Source organism: Steroidobacter gossypii (assembly GCF_016801985.1).
Lineage (GTDB): Bacteria > Pseudomonadota > Gammaproteobacteria > Steroidobacterales > Steroidobacteraceae > Steroidobacter > Steroidobacter gossypii.
Map to the genome: position 1 here is coordinate 549,055 of NZ_JAEVLS010000001.1, position 13,665 is coordinate 562,719.

The following is a 13,665-nucleotide window of genomic DNA, read 5'->3' on the forward strand; positions in this document are numbered from 1 at the left end:
ACTGCCTAGGCAGCTATTGCCGAGGCCAATGCCCAAGCAGCATTACAAACCGGATTCATTTCACCTCCGCGACAGCGTCGGTTACCTGATCAAGCGCGCGCAGCGCCTGGCGCAGGAACAGATCGAAACCAGGTTCGAGGAGCAGGGCTGCACCCTGCAACAGTGGGTCGTGCTCATGCACGTGCGCGACAAGATCGCGGTCACCATCGCGGACCTTTGCCGAGAGCTGTATCACGACAGCGGCGCGATGACTCGCCTCATCGATCAACTCGAAGCCCGCAAGTTCATCGAGCGTCGGCGCAATGCGGATGACCGCCGCGTCATCGAGCTGTCGCTGACCCACGCCGGCGAGAAGGCGCTCGACAGTCTCATTCCTATCGCCTGCGACACACTCAATACCGCCCTGGACGGTTTCACGCGCGACGAGGTCAAGACGCTGCAATCGCTGCTCAGACGGATGATCGGAGGTCTGGAAGGATCGCTGAGCGCGAATAAGGAGAAGTCGTCGTGAAGACGCGAACACATCTCACATCAGGCGCGGCTGCGCTGCTGTTGGGAATCGCTACCGCGCTCAGCGGCTGCGTGACGCCGCCGAAGACCGAACCTCAGCTGCACACCATCGCGGGCGACAATGTCGGCCTGGGTGCGACCACGGCGCCGGTGGTGGAAGAACGCTGGTGGGAACAGTATGGCGACGCGCAGTTCGATCGGCTGGTGACGGCAGCGCTCGAATCGAATCCGAGTCTGCAACAAACATTGGCGCGCCTGCGCACGGCCCAAGCGCAAGTGCAGTTCGCGACGGCGCAACGGCAGCCTGGCGTGATCCTGAACGGACAGGAACAACGCAGCCGTCTGCCCGAGGAATATCTCATTCCCCCGCCGTTTGGCGGCGGCACCTATTGGTCCGGCCAGCTGCTGGCGAATCTGTCGTGGGACCTGGATTTCTGGGGCCGACAGGCGGCGCTCATCGATCAGGCCAAGGCCACCGAACAAGCCGTGCGGCTCGATTCAGCGGCCGCGCGACTCGCGACCACGGTGGCGCTGTCCGAAACCTATCTCGACTTGAATCGCGCTATCGCGCTCGCCGACATCGCCCAGCAGTCTTTGGTGCAGAGACAGCGCATCCTCGACATCACCCGAAAGCGCATCGGCGCCGGCCTCGACACCACTGTCGAACTCCGTGAAGCGGAATCGGCTGTCCCGCAGGCCGAGCTGGCGCGACTGCAGGCCGAAGCGGCGCGTGAAATTGCTGTACATCGTTTGGCGGCATTGATCGGCGAAGGCGCCGATGCTTATGAGCACATCGCTAAGCCGACCTTGGATTTGGAAACCGCGTTGTCGATACCCACCGAGCTGCCCGCGGACCTGCTGGGCCGCCGCCCCGACGTCCTGGCAGCTCGCGCCCGCGTCGAAGCTGCGACGTCGCAGCGTGCAGCTGCGCGCGCGGCGTTTTATCCGAATGTGAACCTGAGCGCATTCGCCGGGTTTCAGGCGATCGGTCTCGACAATCTGCTTCAGGCCAACAATCGCACTTACGGCGCCGGCCCGGCGATCAGCCTGCCTTTGTTCGATTCGCAGCGCTTGAAGTCGCAGTTCAATGCGGCCACGGCCCTGCAGGACGAGGCAGTCAGTGCGTACAACAACGTCGTGCTGTCAGCCGTGCAGCAGGTGGCGGACCAACTGAGCCAGGTGAACTACAGCGCACGGCAGCTGCAACAAGCGCGCGCCACACTCGATGCCGCCGAAGAGGCGTATCGACTTGCGCACAAACGCTACGAAGCTGGCCTCGCCAACTATTTGTCCGTGCTCACGACCGAAACGCAGGTCCTGAATGCACGCACCACTTTCGTGGACATCCTCCATCAACAAGCGCTCGCACGTGTGTCGTTGCTGCTCGCCGTCGGCGGCAACTTCAGTGCCGCCAGCTGATCGTTACTCATCAACGGAATTCCCATGAGCGACTCCAACTTTCCTGCAACGGGCGCCAACGGCGCCCGGCGACGAGGCCTGCTGATTCTCACCGCCGTGGTCGCGCTCGGCGCGATCGCATACACCGCCTATTGGCTCACCGTCGCCCGGTACTACGAGAGCACCGACGACGCCTATGCCGCCAGCGACATCGTGCAAATCACCAGCGAAGTGCCTGGCGCCGTGCTGGGCGTGCACGTCGATGACACGCAGACCGTGGAACGCGGTCAGGTGTTGGTCGAGCTGGACCCAGCCGATGCAAACATCGCGGTCTCGGCCGCTGAAGCCGAGCTCGCCCGCACTGTTCGTCAGGTTCGCTCGCTGTATGCGCAAGCCGATCAGTTGCGCGCTCAGATCGCCGAACGCGAAAGCGAATTGAAGAAATCGCAGAGCGACTATGCACGCCGCCAGGCGCTAGTGGCCGATGGCGCCGTATCGGGTGAAGAGCTCGCGCACGCGCAGGACACGATCACTCAAACTCGCGCAGCGCTGCAGGCTGCGCAACGTCAGCTGGATGCCACGTTGGCGCAGACCGAAGGCACCACGCTCGCAGATCATCCCAATGTGCTGGCCGCCGCAGCTCAGCTGCGTGATGCCTCGTTGGCTCTGCGCCGTACGACCATTCGTTCGCCGGTGACCGGCACTGTCGCCAAGCGAGGCGTTCAAGTCGGCCAGCACGTGGCGGCTGGAGCGCCGCTGCTCGCGGTGGTGCCACTCGACGACGTGTGGATCGATGCAAACTTCAAAGAGAGCCAGCTGAAGCACGTGCGCGTCGGTCAGCCCGTCGTCGTGCACGCCGACATCTACGGCGACGACGTCGAGTATCTGGGCACCGTGGCAGGCCTCGCCGCCGGCAGCGGCAGCGCCTTCGCTCTGTTGCCTGCACAGAACGCGTCGGGCAACTGGATCAAGATCGTTCAGCGTGTGCCGGTGCGTATCGCGCTCGACCCCGAGCAGCTGAAGAAACATCCGCTTCGCGTCGGCCTGTCTATGCACGCGGAGATCGAGATCCGTGACACGTCCGGGCCGCTGGTCGCCACCCAAGTCCGCAATACGCCGCAGCCGTTGCAGAAGAGTGTCGGTGAGGATCCCGGCATCGAGCAGCGTATCGCCGAGATCATTCATCAGAACGCCTCCGGCGTGCCGGCCACGGTAGCGAGCAATCATCAGGTCAAGCCGAAGGCGCTGACGCGCGAAGCGGTGGTGCCCGTCAGCGCACGCATGTAACTGCCAGCGAGCCAGGATGATCGAAGAGCAGCCATGCCGATGAGAACACCCCCGTGAGCACCAGCGCCGCAGATGCCTCCGCAACCGCCCCAATGGAGGGCGGTGCGCTTGCCATCACTTCACTGGCGCTGGCGCTCGGCACCTTCATGCAGGTGCTGGACACGACCATCGCCAACGTTTCCATTCCGACCATCGCCGGCAATCTCGGCGCCTCGGCGGATCAAGGCACCTGGGTGATCACTTCATTCGCCGTCGCCAACGGCATCAGCGTGCCGCTCACCGGCTGGCTGATGATGCGCTTTGGCATCGTGCGGACATTCACTGCTTCGGTGCTGGCGTTCACCATCGCCTCGTTACTGTGCGGACTCGCCTGGAACCTGCCCTCGCTGGTGTTCTTCCGCGTTCTCCAGGGCGCGGTGTCGGGCCCGATGGTGCCTGGCTCGCAGGCGCTGTTGCTGCTGCTGTTCCCGCCCGCGAGAAAGGGCCTGGCGCTCGCACTCTGGTCCATGACCACGCTGGTCGCGCCCATCATGGGCCCCGTGTTGGGCGGCTGGATCTCGGACAACGCCACCTGGCCCTGGATCTTCTATATCAACGTGCCGGTCGGCCTGTTCACCGTGGCGGTGTGCTGGTTCCAGTTGCGACATCGCGAAACGCCGACTCGCAAGTTGCCCGTCGATCAAATCGGCATCGCCCTGCTGGTGGTATGGGTGGGCGCGCTGCAGATCATGCTGGACAAGGGCAAGGACGAAGATTGGTTCGCCTCGCCGTTCATCATCGTGCTCGGTCTCATCGCCGTGATTGCGCTGGCCGCGTGGCTGATCTGGGAACTGACCGAGAAACATCCGATCGTGGATCTGTCGTTGTTCAAGCACCGCAACTTCACGTTCGCGCTGATTCCGATGTGTCTGGGCTACGCAGTGTTCTTCGGCAACATCGTGCTGCTGCCGCTGTGGATGCAAACGCAGTTGGGCTACACAGCCACCTGGGCCGGATTGCTCGCGGCTCCAGGCGGTCTGGTTGCCGTGCTCATCTCGCCGTTCGCGGCGCGCTTCCTCGCGAAGTTCGATGCGCGCTGGCTGACTTCATTGGCGTTCGTCGCCTTCGCGGTTTCTTACTACATGCGAGCACAGCTGACGGCGGACGCAGCCGTCATCGATTTCGTCATTCCGCAGTTGATCCAGGGTCTGGCGATGGGCACGTTCTTTGTCGCCATCCTCACCATCATGCTCGACGGCATCGAGCCGCAACGCGTGCCGGCTGCCTCGGGTCTGGCGATCTTTCTACGCACCATCGCGGCGAGCTTTGCCACGTCCATCACCACCACATTATGGGATCGACGCGAAGCGTTTCATCAGGCGCATCTTGCCGCAGGTTCGAGCGTGTATGACCCGCAGACCCAGCAGGCGCTAACGCATATGCAGTCGCTCGGTGTTCCCGACGGGGCCGCGCTGGCGGCGCTCAACCAACAGATGGTCGGCCAAGCCTATCTGCTCTCGTCGCTGGATTACTTCTGGATCTCGTCGTGGCTGACGCTGGCGATGATCGCTCTGGTGTGGCTGGCTCGGCGACCTGCCTCGGGCGGGGCGGTACACGCGGCGGCAGACTGAACGACTGCCGCCGCGCTGCGGAGCGGATGTTCCCGATCAGATTCGGATGGCGCGGCCGGTGCGAGCGGATTCGTAAATCGCACTCATGATCCGTACATCCTGCAGGCCCTCTTCCCCCGGCACGATGGTCGGCCGACGTTCCTTGATGCAGCGAGCGAAATCATCGAGCTGCGCCGCGAACATATCGACCTCGGGGAACGACAGCGGCTTGCCGTCGCTGCGCGAGCCTTTGATGCCGCCGTAGTAATAGGCGGGATCGAGCTCGAACCAGCCACGCTCGCAATTGGCGCGGAAGTTCTTGATGCCGCCGATCTTGAAACTGGCCGTGCAGTAGGCGTTCGCCCCGCTCGGAAACTGCGCGGTCCAGGAGATGGTTTCGTCCACTTCCTTGAACTTCACCGCGTCGGTCTTGGTTTCGGTGGCGGTCACGAGCACCGGCTCTTCGCCGGTGAGATAACGGGTGGCCTGCAAGGCGTACACACCGACGTCCATCAAGGCGCCGCCACCCGACAGCGCATGCTTCAGGCGCCATTGATCGGGCCGCCCGACATCGATGCCGAAGCCCGCTTCAATGATGCGCACCGGGCCCAACTCCTGCTCACGCGCCAGGCGAATGCATTCCTGATGGTGCGGCTCGAAGCGACAGCGATAGGCGGTGCCGAGCATGCGCTCCGCCGCTTTGCAGGCGTCGATCATTTGCTGGCAGCGCTCCACCGAAATCTCCAGTGGCTTTTCGCAAAACACGTGCTTGCCGGCCTGCGCCGCGGCGACGGTGTGCTCCAGATGCAGCGCGTTGGGAGTGACGACGTAGACGATGTCGATATCGTCGTTGTCGGCCATGCGATGCATGGTGTCGTAGCTGTAGACGCTGCGCTTGGGCAGGTCGTAACGCTTACGCCATTCCTCCGCCTTTTCGGACGAACCGGTGACGATGCCGGCCAGCCGGCAATGCTGGGTCTTCTGTAAGGCCGGCGCGATCTGTTTGGTGCTGAGGGAGCCGAGTCCGCACAGCGCCACCCCCAGTTTCTTGTCAGGGGCGGCGGCGCGGGCGCCAGTGCTGATGAACGGCGCTGCCAAGGTCGCGGCGGCGGCTCCCTTCATGAAACGACGACGGGAAAGGTCCTGCATGCTTGCTCGCTTACTCCATTGCCCGGGTGCTGTGGCGAGAATGATGAGCCGCGCCGGGTATCTGCCGTTTATTCAGCAGGAGTGACGCGGCTGCCGTCCTGTTTCACTCAGTTCGGCGAAGGACTAGGATAACGCAGTGCTCGACTCGGAATTCTAATCTCGCGCTGGCGCCACCGGCCGGACGCTGCGGCCGACCCCGCCGCCGCCGAACAAACCTTTGGCGTATTGAGATTCTTCCAGTTGTTCTTTACACATGGATGGGTTCTCTGGCGCGAGGCGAGGACGCCGATAGTTGCACAAGCCGGGCAGGCCCAACAACTGATCCTTGGTACGGCTGAACATCCCTGGTACGACTAGTCCCGAGCCTCGAACCGCGCCATGGCCAGAACCCGCAAACGTCGGCGACAGCAGCCTCTCGAAAAGGCCAGCGCAATCGCCCCTGCCTCCGCGGGCGGCGGCTCCGATGACAGCCACGATTCATTCGTGAACGAGTTCGAGTGCGGCGATGCCGCCCACCGCGAGCCGCTGCCCGATCCGGCCGGCCGCATCATCGGAGCATATCGATTGATTCGCAGCCTGGGCAGCGGCGGCATGGGCGAGGTCTTTCTCGCAGAGCGCGCCGACGAGCAGTTTCGGCAGAACGTCGCGATCAAACTGGTACGTCGAGGCCTGCTGTCGAATCAAGTGCAAGGGCGCTTGCGACAGGAGCGGCAGATCCTTGCCTCGCTCGACCATCCGAACATCGCGCGGCTGTATGACGGCGGAACGACCACCGACGGCACGCCATACATCGTCATGGAATACATCGATGGCGAACCCATCGATATCCACTGCGATCGCCGACAGCTGACCATCGAGCAGCGGCTGCGCCTGTTCATCACAGTCTGCTCCGCCGTGCATCGCGCCCATCAGAACCTGATCGTGCACCGGGATCTGAAGCCATCGAACATATTGGTGACCGCCGACGGGGTGCCCAAGCTGCTCGACTTCGGCATCGCGAAACGGCTGGACGATACCGACGCGAGCTACACCATGGCGGTCACCCAGGCCGATGTGCGAGTGATGACGCCGGATCACGCCAGCCCCGAGCAAGTGCGCGGCGAAATCATCTCCACCGCGAGCGACGTATACGTGCTCGGCGTGCTGCTCTACGAATTGCTCTGCGGCTACAAGCCGTTCGCGTTACGCGGCAAGAACCTGGGCGAATTCGAGCGGGCCATTTGTGAAGACATGCCCGCCATGCCGAGCGAAGTGATCGCCGCGGCCGAACGACAGGCGGACAGCGGCATCGTGTCCGTATCGGCGCAACGCTCAGCCACTACGGCGAAGCTGCGGCGCGAACTGAGTGGCGACCTGGACAACATCGTCGCCATGGCCATGCGCAAGGAGCCCGAGCGCAGATATTCGTCGGCCGCGCAGCTGGCCGGAGATGTCGAGCGATATCTGAGTGGCTTGCCGGTGCTGGCGCGCCCCGACTCGTGGTCGTATCGAGCGGGCAAGTTCTTACAACGCTATGCGCTCGGCGTGGCTCTGTCCGCCGCGCTGGTGGCGACGCTGATCGGCTTCACCGTCACTGTTTATATGCAATCGTTGCGCATCGAACAGGAGCGCGACCTGGCGCAGGCCCAACGCAGCATCGCCGACTCGCAACGCGAGCGCGCCGAAGCCGTATCGGCGTTCCTCATCGACTCTTTCAAAGTGGTGGACCCGTTCGCCAAGGGCGGCAACCTGATCACGGCGCGCCAGATCCTGGACAACGGCGCCACGCGCATCGCGCATGAATTGAACGATCAGCTGGCGATCAAGGCCGACGTGCTGGACACCATCGGCAGCGCCTATCTCGGCCTGGGGCTGCCCGAACAGGCGCGGCCGCTCATCGAACAAGGTCTCACGGTGCGGCGGAAGCTGTTCGGTGAAGACAGCGCGGCGGTGGCGCGCAGCCTGTACTCGTTGAATCAGGTGTACGAAAAAGAGGGCAATCTGGACGCGGCGGAAAAGCTCGCGTGGCAAAGCCTGGAGATCAACCAGCGCCAGACCGGAACCGCCAGCGTCACGACGGCCACCAGCCTGTGCCGACTCGGCGTCATCAAAAAGATTCGTAGCGAACTCGCGGCGGCGGAAAAACTGTTGCAGTCCTGTCTCGACATCCGGCGTGCGCGGCTCGGTCCATATGACGTTTCCGTGACCATTCCTCTGGACAACCTGGCGCACATCGCCACGCAGCGAAACGACAATGTGGTGGCCAAGACCTATCTAACCGAAGCGCTGGAGATCGACCGGCGCGCGCGCAGTGAAGAACATCCGCAATACATTCGTCATTTGTTACGACTGGCGGCAGTCACTCACGATCTCGGCGACACGGCCGAGGCCGAGCCCCTGTTTCGCAACGCCGTCGCATTGAACCAGCGGGTGCTCGGTGCCGAGCACCCGGAAACCATCGATACCCTGAGCGCTTTCGGCACGTTTCTGATGGAAACGGATCGCTTCGCGGAAGCGCGTAAGGTGCTCACAACGGTGCTCGAAGCGAATCGCCGCGCTCGAGGTCCAACTCACAGTTATATCGGCAACGATCTCGAGAATCTTGGCCGTCTCGCTTATCGTCAGCGCGATTTCACTGCCGCCGAGCGGTACCTTGAAGACGCGCTCGCGATCTATCGTGACACATTGCCGCCCACCCACGGCTTCATCGCAACCGCGCTGACCACGCTCGGCCGGACGCAGCTGGCGTTGAATCGGCTGGCCGATGCGCAAACATCGCTGTCCGAAGCGGTCCGGGTCTGGCAGGTCGAATACGGCGACAACAGCACCGGTTACGCCAGCGCCAACGCCGCGCTGGCGTGGTCTAAGGCGTTGCAGGGTCACTTCGCCGAGGCGGAGCCGGCCCTGCTCAAGGCCTATCCCATGCTCAGCCGCTCGACGCGCAAAGTGGATCTCGAAGTGGCGGCCGAGCTGCGGCAGTGGATCGAAAAGCTGTATCTCGAGCAGGGTCGCCCGACGGCCGCCAGGGAATATTTCTCCAGGTTGCAACAGAACTGAACGGTTCGCCACTCGCGTGGCCCGAGCCGAAGCAACCTACGCCAAAGGTCGGTTGAACAGCGTAGCCGGACGCTGCAGTATGCGCGGCGACCAGCGCTCATCCATTGCCGAACAAAAAGGAAACTGCTCGTGCGAATCCTGATCGCGGACGATGAAGTCGCTCAATCCAAAACGTTGCGGCCGTTGTTCGCGGCTGGCGGCAAACGTAAAACCAAGGTCCGCGCCAGCGCGGGCGCTCCCGCCATCGGCCAACTGATCGTGGCGCGAGCTGCTCGCAGCAGCGCACCGAAAAAAGGCAAACGGCGCGCCGGGGCGGCGCAGCCCGGCGCCGACAACCTCGACCTCGGCGATCAACCCGAACAGGCGGCAACCATCCTGGATGCCCTGGGCATCTCGTTGTTGAATCGCGGCATGCTGGAGGAAGGCGCCAGGCTGATCGAGCTGGCCTTGCAGATCCGGCGCAAATTCTTCGGCAGCGATCACCCCGCGACGGCGCTGAGTCTGAACAGCTACTCGCGCGTGGAACGTGAACGCGGCAATTACGAATCCGCCACCGCCGCGGTACAGGATGCGTTACGCATCAATCGCAAAGTGTACGGCGAGCGAGGTCTGCCGGTGGCCGTGAGCCTGAACGAGCTGGGCGTCGTGCAGCTGCTGCAGGGCCGGTTCACCGAGGCGATGAGCTCGGCCAGCGCAGGCCTCGAGATCCTGAAACAAGCCGGGCTGTACGAGACCGATCCGAATACCACGCGATTGCTCGACATTGTTGGTCGCGCGCAGTGCGCACTACGCCAGTCGAACGAAGCGGAACAAACATACAAGGACCTGCTGGCGCTGGATCAGAAACAACTCGGCACCCGCAAACATCCCAAGTACGCCACGCATCTGGCGAACTTCGGCCTGGTGCTCGAACAGCAGGGCAAGCGCGGCGGCGCCGCCCGGGCCTACAGCAATGCCATCGACCTGTACGCCAACACCCTGAACCGCGAGCGCCACCCGAATCTGATCGACGCTTACGCCAACCTCGGATCGCTGTTGCGCACGGTGCCGAGCAAGTCCAAGGACGCCGGCAAGTATCTGCAGAAGGCGCTGGAGCTGGATGTAACGGTGCGCGGCGAAGGGCACGCCCTGGTCGGCAACGACTACGCCAATCTGGCCCGCTGGCAATACGACACGGGCGATCGTGCTTCGGCGAGTCGGGGTTTCTCGCAAGCCATGACCATCTACTCCCGCAATGTTCGCAACGGCTCGTTGCCGGCCAATCACTTTTTCATCGCCGAGGCGCTGACCTGGCAGGGCCGCCTAGCAGTCGAGCTCGGCACGGTGGCCGGCGGCAAACAGGGCGAGCCGCTGCTGCGTCAGGCCCTGGAAATCTGGCCGGCGCAACTGGGCCCCGACACTCTGGGCGAGGCCATGGCCAAGGCTTACCTGGGCCGCGCCCTGGCGCTTCAGGGAGGCGATCGCGACGATGCCTGCAACCTGTTATGCGAGGGCTATCTGCAGCTGAAGCAGGATCCCCAGGCCAAGCCGGACCTGTTGCGCCAGCTGCGCAGCTGGTTGAAGGAGCAAGGCTGCACCTGTGAGGAAACGCCGGTGGCGACGGCCGCATAACCCGGGGGCCCCGGGCAGCGGGGCTTTCCGGCACCCGCCTCATTGGCACGAAAGGGTCATTGCCCGCCCCCTAACGCGGAAGTACGATGGCCGCCTGTACACATCGGGAATACAACCGATCCGCACGGCGACGGAACCGCCCTGCAAACATCCTGGTAGCAACTGGATTGGGGCAGTGTCATGAAAATCCTCATCGTCGATGACCATCCGTTATTTCGCGCTGGTTTCCATGCGGTGCTCGAGCAAAGCGACCTGGACGCCGGCGTGCTGAGCGTGTCCTCGGTGCCCGAGGCGCTGCAGACGTTGCAAACGGATGGCGACATCGGCCTGGTGCTGCTGGACATTCACCTGAAGGGTGAGGACGGCTTCAACGCCCTCAAGGTGATCGGCGAGCGCTTCCCGACCACCGCCTGCATCATGATCTCCGGCGACGAGCAGCAGGCCGTCGCGGCCCGCGCGGTGACCGCCGGCGCTTCCGGGTTCATTCCCAAGTCGTTCACCGCCGACGAAATGATCGCCGCGATTCGCCGCGTGCTCGCCGGTGAAGTGTTCGTGCCCGAGACCACCAACCTGACGGCGGCCGAACAGCCCAACGGCCTGACCCTGCGTCAGCTCGAAGTCATCAGCATGCTGGGGCGTGGCTTCTCGAACAAAGAGATTGCCCGCGCGCTGGATGTGGCCGAGCGGACCGTGAAGGCGCACGTGAGCGCGGTGTTCGAAGCGCTCAATGTACGCAATCGCACTCAGGCGGTGCTGGTGGCGCAGAAGCGTGGCTTCCTGCCCTCCTCGCCGGCTTACGCTAACGCGCGCTAACTCAGCCAAGTAACAAAAACGCCGCTTCATGGACGCCGCGCTGTTGCGACGCGTTGAGCAACAGCGCGTCGAGATGTTGTATGGCAATGCCCTGGCCGTGTCCGGCTCGGCATTGTTGATGGTGGCCATGATCGCCATCATCACCTGGCCACACACTCCTCACGTTCGCATCATCAGTTGGTCCGTCGCGGCGCTGCTGGTGCAAGCCTCGATGCTCGCGCTCACGATCTGGTATCGCGGCGCCGACAATCGGGCCACGGCTTCTGGCGCCTGGGGCTGGCGCTTCGCTGCGCTCTCGGCGATTGCCGGCGCGGTGTGGGGCTCTTCCGCCTTCGTGCTGGTCGATGCCAGTCAATCGCTGACGCTCGCCTTGATAGCGGCATGCCTCGCCAGCCGCGCCACCATCAACGTGCTCACTCATGCGCACTTTCCGCCGGCGCTCCATTCGTTTACCGCGCCCGTGTTTGGATTGCTGGCGCTGCGTTACATCTCGCTGGGCGGTTATGGCAACGCTGCCCTGGGCGTGATGTGGTTTGCGGTGCTGGGTTATTTGTTGTTGTTCGGCGAGCGCCAGTCGCGCGTCATCGTGGCGCAGATTCGTCTGCGCTATGAGAACGAGCAACTAGTCGGCCAGTTGCAACAGCAATATGCGTTGGCGGATCAGGCTCGCGCCCGCGCCGAATCGGCGAGCCGTTCCAAATCTTTGTTCTTTGCCGCCGCCAATCATGACCTGCGTCAGCCGCTGCATTCGCTCGGCCTTTTTGCCACGGCGTTGCGCAACGGCAAGGTCGACGAAGCGGGCCGCAAGATGATCGATCAGATCCTGCAGGCCACCGAATCGCTCGAGCAGCTGTTCGACAATCTGTTGGATATTTCCAAGCTGGACGCCGGCCAGGTCGAAGTCAAGAAAGAAATCGTACACGCCAACCTGGTGCTCGATCGTCTGCGCAGCACGTTCGCCGTGCCGGCTGAAGACAAGGGACTCAAGCTGATCGTGCGCCGCTCGCGCGCGGTGCTTTACACCGACCCGACGCTGTTGTTTCGCGTGCTGTCCAATCTGGTCGCCAATGCGATCCGTTACACCGAGAAAGGCGGCGTGATCGTGGCGTGCCGCAAGCGTCGCAACGGCGTCAGCATCGAAGTGTGGGATTCGGGCATCGGCATTCCGGCCGAGCAGCACGAGCGCATCTTCGAAGAGTTCTATCAGCTCAACAATCCGTCACGCGATCGCAGTCGCGGCCTGGGACTGGGCCTGGCGACCGTGCGCCGGATCGTGCATTTGCTCGACCATCCTTTGTCGGTGCGCTCCACCCCGCGTCGCGGCTCGCGCTTCACCATCGACGTGCCGCTGGCGGATCCCAACAAGATTCATTCGGGCGCGGCCACCATCGAGCAAAAAGTCCCGAACCTAATCGGCGGCAAGCTCATCATGGTCATCGACGACGAAGAGTCGGTGCGGCTGGGCATGCAAAGCCTGCTGGAAAGCTGGGGCTGCAAATGCATCACGGCCATGGATGCCGAGCAGGCGCTGGCTGGCGTCAACGGTCGGGTGCCCGACTTCATCATTGCCGACCTGCGTCTACGCGGCGATCGCAACGGCATCGACGCGATTCGCGAGCTGCGCGCAAAGCTGGGCGATGGAATTCCAGCCGTGCTGATCTCGGGCGACACGGCACCCGAGCAGTTACGTAAGGTGAGCGCCGCCGGTCTGACGATGATGCACAAGCCGCTGAAAGCGGTTCGGCTACGCGCGCTGCTCAATCATGAATTCGCGAAGAAACAGCACGCGTGACGATCAGGCCTGGCTGAAGGTGCTGTCGCTGCGATATGTGAATGGATTGATGCACGCAACTGCGCGACCGCTGTAAACGATTGTCTCGCGCTTCGGATCGGGCACCCGGAAGAAGTTGCTGCCGATCAGATATTCCGTGAGCACGTAGCGCTCCAACCCTTCCAGCCCGTTGCGCGCCTTCGCAATGTGCGCCGGCAGCCAGGGCACGAAGCGATCGGCGAACACCGTCACCTTCACCTCTTTGCGCTGCATGCGTTCGCTGGCGAGGATGTCCTTGATGTACGCCTGCAGGGACGCCGGGTCGAGATCGATGCCTGGCAAGTTCTCTCTCAGCACGCTCTCGACCCATGAAGCGCGGTAATTGCTGAGCGAGCCCCAGGAGGCTGCACCGAATATTCCCAATGCTACGGTGCCGCCGGCGCCCGCGATCAGGAGCTTGCGTCGGCCGGACGAAAAGTTGCTGGTCGATTTCATATGCAT

At 63.2% G+C, this 13,665-nt stretch carries 11 protein-coding genes; 8 read left to right on the top strand and 3 right to left on the bottom strand.

The window, feature by feature from the left end; genetic code table 11:
- Positions 1-28: 28 nt before the first annotated feature.
- The 4 genes from JM946_RS02500 to JM946_RS02515 all read left to right on the top strand — a co-directional run bounded on the left by JM946_RS02500 (position 29) and on the right by JM946_RS02515 (position 4,805).
- Positions 29-511, top strand: coding sequence for a MarR family winged helix-turn-helix transcriptional regulator (locus JM946_RS02500; protein ID WP_203165554.1), 483 nt, complete (start codon positions 29-31; stop codon positions 509-511).
- Entirely contained in the window at positions 508-1,929 is a 1,422-nt protein-coding gene (locus tag JM946_RS02505) for an efflux transporter outer membrane subunit (RefSeq protein ID WP_203165555.1), read from the top strand. The genes JM946_RS02500 and JM946_RS02505 overlap by 4 nt, the downstream gene beginning before the upstream one ends.
- A gap of 24 nt (positions 1,930-1,953) precedes the next feature.
- Positions 1,954-3,195, top strand: a complete 1,242-nt coding sequence (locus tag JM946_RS02510) for an HlyD family secretion protein (protein WP_203165556.1) — start codon at positions 1,954-1,956, stop codon at positions 3,193-3,195.
- A 92-nt stretch (positions 3,196-3,287) separates the two neighbouring features.
- On the top strand, positions 3,288-4,805 hold the full coding sequence (locus tag JM946_RS02515; RefSeq protein ID WP_203166537.1) for a DHA2 family efflux MFS transporter permease subunit: 1,518 nt from the start codon (positions 3,288-3,290) through the stop codon (positions 4,803-4,805).
- A gap of 36 nt (positions 4,806-4,841) precedes the next feature.
- On the opposite strand, the gene JM946_RS02520 is transcribed toward JM946_RS02515, so the two are convergent.
- Together JM946_RS02520 and JM946_RS29930 are read right to left on the bottom strand one after the other, a co-directional pair.
- The gene (locus tag JM946_RS02520) at positions 4,842-5,933 is read right to left on the bottom strand and encodes a Gfo/Idh/MocA family protein (RefSeq protein ID WP_203165557.1); all 1,092 of its coding nucleotides are present in this window, start codon (positions 5,931-5,933) and stop codon (positions 4,842-4,844) included.
- A 153-nt stretch (positions 5,934-6,086) separates the two neighbouring features.
- Positions 6,087-6,275 (bottom strand): hypothetical protein, encoded by a 189-nt coding sequence (locus JM946_RS29930; protein WP_218042562.1) that lies wholly within the window; start codon positions 6,273-6,275, stop codon positions 6,087-6,089.
- Between the two features lie 36 nt (positions 6,276-6,311).
- Between JM946_RS29930 and JM946_RS02525 the strand changes: the two genes are divergently transcribed.
- From JM946_RS02525 to JM946_RS02540, 4 genes are all read left to right on the top strand, one after another.
- The gene (locus JM946_RS02525; RefSeq protein ID WP_203165558.1) at positions 6,312-8,969 is read left to right on the top strand and encodes a serine/threonine-protein kinase; all 2,658 of its coding nucleotides are present in this window, start codon (positions 6,312-6,314) and stop codon (positions 8,967-8,969) included.
- Positions 8,970-9,098: 129 nt separating this feature from the next.
- Positions 9,099-10,580 carry a tetratricopeptide repeat protein gene (locus JM946_RS02530; protein WP_203165559.1) on the top strand — a complete coding sequence of 494 codons (1,482 nt, stop codon included), beginning with the start codon at positions 9,099-9,101 and terminating at the stop codon, positions 10,578-10,580.
- Positions 10,581-10,760: 180 nt separating this feature from the next.
- Entirely contained in the window at positions 10,761-11,393 is a 633-nt protein-coding gene (locus JM946_RS02535) for a response regulator transcription factor (RefSeq protein WP_203165560.1), read from the top strand.
- 28 nt (positions 11,394-11,421) lie between these two features.
- Positions 11,422-13,185, top strand: coding sequence for a hybrid sensor histidine kinase/response regulator (locus JM946_RS02540; RefSeq protein WP_203165561.1), 1,764 nt, complete (start codon positions 11,422-11,424; stop codon positions 13,183-13,185).
- A 3-nt stretch (positions 13,186-13,188) separates the two neighbouring features.
- Here JM946_RS02540 and JM946_RS02545 read toward each other — a convergent pair whose 3' ends face one another.
- Positions 13,189-13,665, bottom strand: coding sequence for a hypothetical protein (locus JM946_RS02545; RefSeq protein WP_203165562.1), 477 nt, complete (start codon positions 13,663-13,665; stop codon positions 13,189-13,191).